This is a genomic window from Nitrosomonas sp. Nm84, assembly GCF_003201565.1.
Lineage (GTDB): Bacteria > Pseudomonadota > Gammaproteobacteria > Burkholderiales > Nitrosomonadaceae > Nitrosomonas.
On the sequence record NZ_QJJP01000048.1, the window covers coordinates 1 to 9,628 of the forward strand.

Sequence of the window (9,628 nt, forward strand, 5' to 3'; positions counted from 1 at the left end):
CCCGCCTAAAATTTAGGCAAGATACGTGAATTACCTGGTCAGTTTTCAACCGGTACAACTAGGCTTTTAGTGTCAAGTTTCGATCGGTGTCAACACCTTTTCAGCTCATTGAGCTGCGCAGCCATACTTAACCAAAGACTTTTGCAAAATCATGCGAATTTTTATTTCGATGTAATTCCGCGTTTATTTTTACTTGATCGGGTGATTTTTAGTCATTTTCCCGCAAATGAGCCAGGGATAATCACTCTACCCCGGGTATTTCCGGTCAAGAGGACGCAATATCCCTATGTTTGTGCGATCAATTGGCGATCGGCAAAGAGTTTGGGTAGTCTTTTTAAGTTGTATGCCATCGCTTGTAAGATATGCCAGGCATGGGCTTTCGCTAGCCCGTGATATCGTAGTACTTGGCTGCCAAACCAGCGCGCCTGACTGCCGAAGGTACGTTCTACCACATAGCGAACCTTTGTAATCAAACGATTGCGTTGCAATTGCCGCTTCAATAACGGTTTGTTCTTCATCGCTTTATCTTGAATGCCGTTTTAAGGCCCAGTGCTTTCAAAGCATCGCGGTGCTTCTGACTACAATACGCCTTGTCAGCATGAATCCAAGTACCTGCCTGGATATCGACTTTGCCCAACAGGCTCAGCAGTGGTTTGCTGTCATGGCAATTGGCTGCAGTGGTAATGACCGCCATAACTAATCCGTCGCTATCCACCATGGTGTGTTGCTTATAACCAAACAACGCTTGACCTGCCTTCTTAATCCAGCGCGCCTCAGTGTCGACGCCTGGTTGGACAACGTCAATGACGCGCATGGCAGCACCGGCATCCGCCTCATCATCGCGCTCTTCCCGGTCGCTAACTACTTCATAAATAGGCTTGCTTTTCGGTTTACGCGCACTGTGCGTAATGCTCGCGTCAACATGGCAACCTTGCTTGACGGTAATGTTGTGCACTTGTATTTGTGCATTAATTTGCGCTAATAAACCATCCCACGCGCCCGCAGCCGTCAACCGAGTTCTGAAACGCGACAGCACCGAATGGTCAGGAACATCATCTTCCAAGCTCAGTCCCAGAAATCGCATCACGTGCAGATTCGAATTAGCCATGTCTTCGACCGATTCATCACTTAGGCCATCGTTCCAAATTCCTACCAGCAGCATCTTGAATAACAGTAGTCCAGAATACGCTGGACGACCCGCTGCATCCGATTCAGGCGCATAATGCTGTGCAATTTTTCGCTCTATCGTCTTCCAGTCTATCAGTTGGCCTATTTGGCTTAGAAAATTCCCTTTGCGCGTGCGGCGATTGACATCGTATTCCGAAAAACTCATAAGATTTACTCAACCCAATGATTCAAAATCGTATTCTAACATCTGGTCAGATTAAACTCTCTCTGACCGTGTAAAGGTCTCTATTAGTATAGTTAAGAAAAACCTTGTACCAAACTATTGACATGGGACTTTTTCCCACATATAGTTTCGAGCTCAAGGGAAATAATTACACAAAAATATGGCTTCAATTACGATTGACTATCATTTAATGAAAAATATGGCTGTTGCGATACTAGCGCACAATCCTGGCTATCGTGGCATGCAATGTAGTTATATGGTGTCAAGCAAAAAAGGGGGTTGTTATGCTTATTAGTCTCAAGTAAATTCTCAGATAGAATGTTGGCAACTGATACTGATTCAAACGATGACGGAGCATCCGTCTGATGCTGGTGTAGTCTAAAAAACCAATGCAAAAAGCAGACAAATAGATTGAATTTATATTCTTGATTCGATAATTGTGGTGGCAGTCGGTAATCTATCAGTAACAATATCGTCATGTCAGGCGATTATCATAATCTAATCAGTGCTTAATTTCTTAAAACTCGTATTTAAAAAGTACAGTTTCACCTTTGTTTTCGTCGTTTTAAAATTCTTGAAGTAATTAATACTACTGCTTCGGCGGGATATTGCTAAGAGTTTATTCCATTTAACTTACTTGGAAGATAAGTTAACAGAGGATTTTAACTCCGTCATGCCGAATCAATCAGTAGAGTCTTGCTTGTAGATGGAAAATCTACGTTCCAAAAAGACAATTCATTGATCGCTTCTCGCAAAAAATAAAATGTATGAAACTTATCTTAAAGGAATCTTTTACATGAAAACTATCAGTACCATGAAGTCTAAGATCGGCAACAATCTTGCCGTTGTGATTAAACAAATGCGAGGTATGATCGCATCATTATTTACCATCAGCATGATTCTCGCTCCATGGGGAACAGCTACGGCGGCCGATGCAGTAAAATGGCATCCTGGTCACTATTATGAACTTGAGCGTATGGGAAAGTATAGCCCCGACTACATGAAGAAAGTGTATAACGAGATCACGCAAACACAAGCATTACGTGGAATAGTAGTGCGCTATGGCTGGGGAGAACTGGAAAAATCAAAGGATGTGTATGATTTTTCCAGTATCAATAAGTTGCTTACTGAACTGACTGCACGAAAAAAACGACTTATCATTTTACTGGAAACAAAATCATCTACTACTAAAGCGAATGCAGCTCTCGCACCAGACTATATAAAAACAGCAGCATACGATGGAGGCACCTATACTTTTAGTGCAGGCAGGGGTACTGCAGGACACGGTCTTAAATTATGGAATCTCGCAGTGCACGATCGCAAAGCTAAGTTAATTAGTGAATTGGGGAAACGCTTTAACTCGAATCCTTACTTTGAAGGTATTGGTTATACAGAAACCTCCTTGGGACAAGTAAGTTTATCAACCACTACAGTAGATAAGCATTACAAAAACCTGCTGAGTCTAAATAAAAAGTTACGCGCAAGTTTCCCTAATACCATGACTTTCCAGTACACCAACTACCCTCGTCCGATTGTCAAAACCTATATAGATACCTTCAAACAAACAGGAACGGCGTTGGGATGTCCGGATGTGTTTCTTGATGACAAAGGATTAACCTTTCAAGGAGATAACCCAGGTGTTTATACCTACTATCCCAAACTTTCCGGAACCTTACCGTTGGTGGTTCAAGTGGAGAAAGCAAATTATATGGATACCCGACATGATGGAACGGGTTATCAACCCAGTATTGCTGAATTGCTCAATTACGCACGCGACAATCTGAAAGTCAATTACATTTTCTGGGTGCGATCTCTTGGTTATTACCCAAAAGTATTATCGGTATTGGAACAGCAGAGTCAAACAAGAACATCTGCCGGCGGACTGAAATCGGCTTGTCCCAGCGTTTATCCTTCCTGCGTCCAGTAGAATTTCTGGCTGATTAATTCCGGTAAAGGTTCACATACCATCCAGCTGCATGAACCTTTACTTTTACCTCAGATTAACTCTCATTGGATGCCCACTACCCTAAACGGCATCGAAGTGCCAAAGTAATGGTGCAATAAAACCCACCAAATAGAGAGGAGCGTCCGACATGAAGATTACAACGATAGGCATTAATTTGGTAAAAGAAGTATTTCAGATTCACGGAGTGGATATGCGCGGTAAGACTGTGCTGCGTAAACAGCTACGCCGTAGCGATATGGCAAGATTCTTTGCCAATCTAGATCCTTGCCTGATCAAGGCTTTATCAAAGCCAGAACCGCGCAGGCAAATCAGATGCGCGGTTTACTCTCTGAATTTGGTATTGTGATACCCTCAGGGCATTCGATCCATCCACAAGAGAAATGGCTTCGCAAATTCGGACAGTCGGATAAGTGTTAATCTTGCTCAACCCAAGTCGTGTAATAGACGGCAAGAAAAGGAGCGAGAGTATGAGAAGGAATCACGCAGCGGGATTCAAAGCCAAAGTGGCAATAGCTGCGATCAAGGGTGATAAGACCCTAGCTGAGTTAGCTGAACAATTTGATGTGCATCCGAATCAGATTTCGGAATGGAAGCAGCAGTTACAGGAATCTGCAATCGATGTATTCGGGAGTAATTCAAAAGCAAAGGCCGCCGCGCCTGATCTCAAGATACTTCACGCCAAGATTAGACAGCTCGTTGGAGAATGATTTTTTAGAAGGCGCGCTCAACAGCATACTACCGATCGGCTCCGCTATCGGCACAAGTGCTTGCACTGATGCGCCGGATAGACGAATTGCATCTGAACCATCCCTTTGCAGGGGCCAGAACGCTCTCCAAAATGCTCAAACGTGAAGGAAGTTTATTCGGCCGGCGTCGTGTATCCACGCTGATGAAGCGAATGGAATTCACGCAATCTACCGCAAGCCCAGCACCAACAAGCGGTATCAGGTGTTGATACCGGTTTAAAATTGACCACCCATTACGGTTGAAAAATGACCAGGGGGGGGGTAGATATACCCAGGGTAGGATGTGCCAGGAAAAAATGTCACAACTTAGAAAGCTGCTACCTTTGATAAAAAATTAGATACTGCTGAGAAGAACAAATAATTTAAAATGGGAATCTAAGAGTTTAAAAATTCAATACTTTTGCAAAGATGTGATCAAAGTCTCTAGCCATCTGTTTTTAAGTTTAATTTTTTTGTAAGAATTAAACGATCCTCCTCAATGACATGCTAATCAGTAATTGCGCACCTGAGATTAAGTATTAATTAAAAGCTTTAAAGACCATTATCTCTACGTTTTATATCAAGATTTATATAAAGCCGTTTTAGTAATCTATCATTATTCCTATCATGCGAAGATTCAAATTTAGATCTTCCATGCATAGAAGTTTTATTATTAATAAAAATCAATGAATTCTCCTTGGGCATATATTCGATAGCATTTTCTTGTATTTCATTCCAAAAATATTCAGCAGTTAAATATGATTTCCAAGTTAAACTCTGCATCATATCTTTTCGAAATCTCACATGATACTTTTCTTCCGATTTTGAAATAACAGAATGTCGTATATCTATGATTCCTTGGAAATATTCTGGAGACTTAAAAAGATAGTTAGCTAGTTGTAGTTCTTCTAAAAGAGATTTATCTAATCTGAATAGGATTTTTTCAGGATTGCAAAACAAACTTTCTGCATCGTGATTAATATCTTGCCTAACTACGTATAAGCAAACTATGTCAGGTGGATTTTCAACAAAGGATAAGTCAGTATGTAAATCAAATCTTTCGGAAGAATTGTATCCTGGAAGATCGCCGGCATTGTTAATATCTGGAGTGATGTCCATTATTAAAGCATATTGATGCTCATATTTTATAGGAATACCAATAACTGAGCCTATTTTGTTTAGAACATTTTCAGAGTCAGAATTACACGGAAAATTTTCGATAACAACAATCCCTTCGCTTTTTATATAATCAAGAATTTGAAGCCTAAATTTGTAAAGAAAAGACTTTGTTTTTTCTTTCTGTTCAGAATCTATAGCTTTATTCAAATAATCTGAAGCTAAATAGTTTGCTTCATCTGTTAATCGTAAGCTTGGTAAGCTAGCTTCTTCTATGATAAAAATTTCTTTTTTACTCAAAATAATATGAATCCGATTTAGTTATTATTAAGAGAATGCCATTTTTCGATTTCTATACATTTCTTCCAAAGAGATTCAAAATCATCTTTAAGCTTCAATTTATAAGCACAGTTATTTGTTTTATAAGCAGCCCAGGATGACTTTGTAAAAATTTTAAGATCATCAAGGTCAAAATAAGTAAAATATGCTACTTCAGGTTGACCTTTTGTATTAAAGAATAAAGCAAAATTACGAAATAAATTCTTTTCTTCAAGATTGCATTTATTCATGTATCTCCAATTGCATTTGTTTGCTATGGCTCTTTCAATAAACTCCTTCGTACTTAAGTCGTCTTGAATCTCATCATCAATAATTAAGATTCGTTTTATGTTATCTTTTTTGCTTTGATTATCTTTAATATATTGAAACTCGAAATCAAACCATTTCCCTCCCACTGCTCCCTTTTGATAATAACCATCTAAAGAAAGATAGGTTAGCGGGAAAATGTGATATGAAGAATCATAATAAGTTCTATCAGTTTTCATATTTCCTATATATGATTTAGGGGCGATTCTAGTCACATCTTTTTGTTCAATTAATTTATTGACGAGATAAATTTCATGAATAAACACCTTAAATTCATCATTATGCATATTAGGCATAAAAATTTTATTTCTAGAATTAATATCTTTTAATTCTTCTAGCATAGAATTTATACACTTGCTGTTTTCGTTCACATGCTCAGTGAAAGGTTCTAAAGGGTTATCTTTTTTTAAAAGAAAAGCGAGAACTGTAGCTATAGTAATAGCTGAAAGTGTGTTTAGAAAAAAACCCACAATATAGTAATATTGACTAGGATTTTTATCTAAAAACCAAAGTGAACCGATAATAAAAATATTTGCTATAAGTAAAATAAACAGACCCGCTCTCACACTAATTAATAAAGTATTTCCCTCTGGAGATTTCTTTTTATTGAACATTTAAATTCCCTTATTTAGCAAATTTATAATAAAGCACCCCGCCGCAAGCAGCGGGGTATTACCTGCGCTCTTCAATCTGCTGGTTTTCAACCAGCTTTCGCCCCAAGGGGCTGGGAATTGAACCCGTAGAGATTAAACGAGCACCTAATTGCAGGTTAATTCATTCTAATAGAATCTAGAGTTTAGGTGATTGAAGAATAGCATGTATCTGGTTGATTAGTTGTTGCCAATCAAAGAGGATACACCGCTATGAGCAAGAGTGACGTTATTGAGTTTCTGATCCAGATGAATTAATTCCTTCCAATTCGCTACAATAAAAGCAATTATAAAATTGAAATAAAATGGACTACCAGCTCTCATTTGAGAAATTCAATTAAGTCTTTTATTTCAAATAATAATGTTCTATGTTAATGATTAATATAGATCAAACTTATTGATTTAAAATCTTGAATGTTTTGCTATTATCGCAGCTCCATTTTATTTTCCCTTCCCATCAACAGCCCCGCATACCAGCGAATAACCTGCTTAATCTTAGCATCAGGAATCCAGCTCTTCTGAACCACAACTCGCGCAAGCTGCTGTCTAAGATAAACCGTACCTTCATCATTCACCTCAAAATCTCGTTTTCTCCATTTCTGCGTTTGAATCCAACCAATTAATTGCTCATCTACGGTTGGACGCAACAATTCGATCAAATCCCATGCCAAGCTTGCTCGCCCATCCAAATGTACATGCAATGCTCCGGCTGCTGGATCATAGCCCTCAAATACTAAGGCACGCTCGATGCGTCCAGCAAGTATTGTGTAACCATAGTTCAACATCGCATTAACAGGATGAACAGCTTTTCGTCCAGATCCAGTAAGTGGAGAGGTTCGATTGGAATATTGCAGCCAATGCTCAGGCAAATCTTTATAGTGCTCTAATTCAAAATTCCACTGATTCCAATACAATTGAGCGGCTCGTCCTTCAGCCAAACGAAGCATTTCCAAACTATTCATTTGGGAAATGTCGTTTAAAATTCGCCGATAAAGGAGTGTTAATTCTGGTTTTACTCGTGAAGCTTCGTTAAGTTTTTCGATGACAATGCTGCGAGCGATTAAAAAGGCATTAGCGGTATATTGTGCCCGTCTTTGAAAAGGTCGATGAGAAGGAATCGCAGGGACTAAATTCAAACAAAGATCTCCAACTAAATCCAATGTATATAGAGCTATATTTTGTTGTGCGAGCCACTCGATAGCGTCTAAAGTGATATATCCTGCGTAACCGATGATAACAATGGCTTTTATCCCATGCACTCCTCGAGCAAGTTTTTTTGCCTTATCTTTTACTGTCGATGCCGATGTACCCGGATAAATTACCAGCTCATTTCGCTCCACTGTAAGACGAGCACCATGTCCCGCCAAAGTTAATACTGTGTTTTCGTTAATTTGATTATGCCAATAGCCTTCTGCGTTTCTTAATGCCTCGCCTATACTTTCTGGCATATTGGATTCTTCTTGGTTTTCTTTTTGTTTCTTTAGCAGAAGCTTAGATTTAAGCGGTACAGTGATCTGAGGAACAACCTGTAACTGAGGGGTTGTATCAAGGCGATTATCGCGCCACAGATGATAAATTTCTCGGAATCGATCGCAACCATATCCATCCGGATGCTGTAAAAGATATGCTCGCCATGCTTTGCGTAATGATCCTCCATTCTCTAATAGAAGCCTTACTTCATCAAAGTTGGGTAATGCGCGGACTGGACGAAAGGAAGTTTTTTTCTATAGAATAATAGCTTAAGTTCGTCATTGTTTAATTGAGTGGGCCAGGTTTGTCCCCCAGCGACAAACTTCTTTGAGAGATAACACACTGATACATGCCCAATTCCCAAAGTCCGTCCAATGATTCGATGTGGTAATTTTTCTTCGAATTTTAAACGAAGCAATTCTCGAACTTTCTCTATCGGTAATTGTTTATTTGCCACACTTATTCCTCCAAAGTTTTCGGCCAAACAATGGGTTGTATGAACAGACTGGACATGCTCTTTGAGATCAATTGCTGTATGGCAGATTGTGCTAATTTATATAAACTGTCTCCAGAATAATGAATTAATACAATCCAGGCCAAAGTTGAGCGCTGACGCCTATGTAGGGCTTCATTGGATAAAGACGTTTTTCCAGTGAGATCTGGAAATTCCGTTTCAACCAGCACATCAAAAACTGGATGACAGTTAGAAATCCACGCTACTTGAGCCCCGAGAGGCGTATCAAATTTGTTTATGCTGTCGTAGAGTTTCAACATTTGGTTTACTTCTGTTTTAGTGATTGCTTCTCTGACTTTCTCGGGGGTTAAGAATCGAATTAATTCAATAAGCACAGGATTATCATCCGCTAATTTCTCCCGCTGCTTTTCTGCTTCTTGCAACTCAAGCGCAAGTTCCAATAAATATCTACGCAACAATGATTCACCTATCGGTTTATTGCGAGCGAAGAGATATCGTCCGGCATTCAATAAGTTAATACGCTTTCCCTTATTGCTATCCAGTATCAGACGCACATTTTCAACGCACACTTTATCCCAGAACTGCTCAACTCCCATGCCTCGCCCTTTACCTCGAATGACTGGCTCAGGCAATAGGTCGTTTCGCCGCCAGTATTTCAATTGATCGTGTGAAACATCCATACCTGATTTATGAAGTGTTGCTAGTAACTCAGAAGTGGTTAATTCACTCATTTTGGTATTTTACAATCGTGCATAATCTAACTCAATGAATATTTGTTTGCATGAATGTAAGTTATTGAAATATAAAGATTTATTAATAGTTAATTTATAAATATCATTACAGTATATCAGTCACAGCTGCTGTATATTCTCGCCGTCAATTATTATTTAAAGGAATTTACAATCATGCATACCAGTAAGAATGATCGAACAAAGAAGACAATCACCAAGAACAAAAAACCAGGACGTCCGCGTAAATTATTCGGACAACTTACCTCATCGTATCGGAAACGTCTTCAATCTGGGAAAGCGAAAGGATTAACACGGTCTCAGGCTTATGGTCATCCTAGGCAAAAAGAAGCTTCAGCACTGGTAGTTAATGCTTTGAAGCCATTTTTACCTAAATTATCAACATTTGTTGATACCGGTTTAAAATTGACCACCCATTACGGTTGAAAAATGACCAGGGGGAAACAGAGCGCAGGATACTACGCTACTGTGGATAAGTGGA

6 protein-coding genes and 3 pseudogenes are annotated in these 9,628 nt (G+C 39.2%); 4 read left to right on the forward strand and 5 right to left on the reverse strand.

What is annotated here, in order from left to right; all coding sequences use genetic code 11:
- Positions 1-337: 337 nt before the first annotated feature.
- A pseudogene (locus C8R34_RS15450) lies at positions 338-1,333 on the reverse strand (transposase); the annotation flags it as partial.
- A gap of 814 nt (positions 1,334-2,147) precedes the next feature.
- On the opposite strand from C8R34_RS15450, the gene C8R34_RS15455 reads away from it, so the two are divergent.
- From C8R34_RS15455 to C8R34_RS17190, 3 genes and pseudogenes are all read left to right on the forward strand, one after another.
- A complete protein-coding gene (locus tag C8R34_RS15455; protein ID WP_110342121.1) occupies positions 2,148-3,278 on the forward strand; it encodes a glycoside hydrolase in 1,131 nt (376 codons plus the stop codon).
- Positions 3,279-3,444: 166 nt separating this feature from the next.
- Positions 3,445-3,674 (forward strand): annotated as a pseudogene (locus tag C8R34_RS17465) (IS110 family transposase); the annotation flags it as partial.
- A gap of 110 nt (positions 3,675-3,784) precedes the next feature.
- A pseudogene (locus tag C8R34_RS17190) lies at positions 3,785-4,259 on the forward strand (IS3 family transposase); the annotation flags it as partial.
- 335 nt (positions 4,260-4,594) lie between these two features.
- On the opposite strand, the gene C8R34_RS15475 reads toward C8R34_RS17190, so the two are convergent.
- The 4 genes from C8R34_RS15475 to C8R34_RS15495 all read right to left on the reverse strand — a co-directional run bounded on the left by C8R34_RS15475 (position 4,595) and on the right by C8R34_RS15495 (position 9,129).
- Positions 4,595-5,458: a TauD/TfdA family dioxygenase gene (locus C8R34_RS15475; RefSeq protein ID WP_165872595.1), complete on the reverse strand. Its 864-nt coding sequence runs from the start codon at positions 5,456-5,458 to the stop codon at positions 4,595-4,597.
- A 17-nt stretch (positions 5,459-5,475) separates the two neighbouring features.
- Positions 5,476-6,417: a hypothetical protein gene (locus C8R34_RS15480; protein WP_110342111.1), complete on the reverse strand. Its 942-nt coding sequence runs from the start codon at positions 6,415-6,417 to the stop codon at positions 5,476-5,478.
- Between the two features lie 461 nt (positions 6,418-6,878).
- Positions 6,879-7,901, reverse strand: a complete 1,023-nt coding sequence (gene cas1 / locus C8R34_RS15485) for a CRISPR-associated endonuclease Cas1 (RefSeq protein WP_110342113.1) — start codon at positions 7,899-7,901, stop codon at positions 6,879-6,881.
- Between the two features lie 481 nt (positions 7,902-8,382).
- Positions 8,383-9,129 carry a hypothetical protein gene (locus C8R34_RS15495; protein ID WP_110342117.1) on the reverse strand — a complete coding sequence of 249 codons (747 nt, stop codon included), beginning with the start codon at positions 9,127-9,129 and terminating at the stop codon, positions 8,383-8,385.
- 174 nt (positions 9,130-9,303) lie between these two features.
- Here C8R34_RS15495 and C8R34_RS15500 point away from each other — a divergent pair, with 174 nt between their 5' ends.
- Positions 9,304-9,573, forward strand: a complete 270-nt coding sequence (locus C8R34_RS15500) for a hypothetical protein (RefSeq protein WP_110342119.1) — start codon at positions 9,304-9,306, stop codon at positions 9,571-9,573.
- Positions 9,574-9,628: the final 55 nt, after the last annotated feature.

Excerpts from the sequence above, each read along its gene's own strand:
- C8R34_RS15455 (WP_110342121.1), top strand. The coding sequence starts at position 2,148 with ATGAAAACTATCAGTACCATGAAGTCTAAGATCGGCAACAATCTTGCC.
- C8R34_RS15480 (WP_110342111.1), bottom strand. The coding sequence starts at position 6,417 with ATGTTCAATAAAAAGAAATCTCCAGAGGGAAATACTTTATTAATTAGT.
- cas1 (WP_110342113.1), bottom strand. The coding sequence starts at position 7,901 with ATGCCAGAAAGTATAGGCGAGGCATTAAGAAACGCAGAAGGCTATTGG.
- C8R34_RS15495 (WP_110342117.1), bottom strand. The coding sequence starts at position 9,129 with ATGAGTGAATTAACCACTTCTGAGTTACTAGCAACACTTCATAAATCA.
- C8R34_RS15500 (WP_110342119.1), top strand. The coding sequence starts at position 9,304 with ATGCATACCAGTAAGAATGATCGAACAAAGAAGACAATCACCAAGAAC.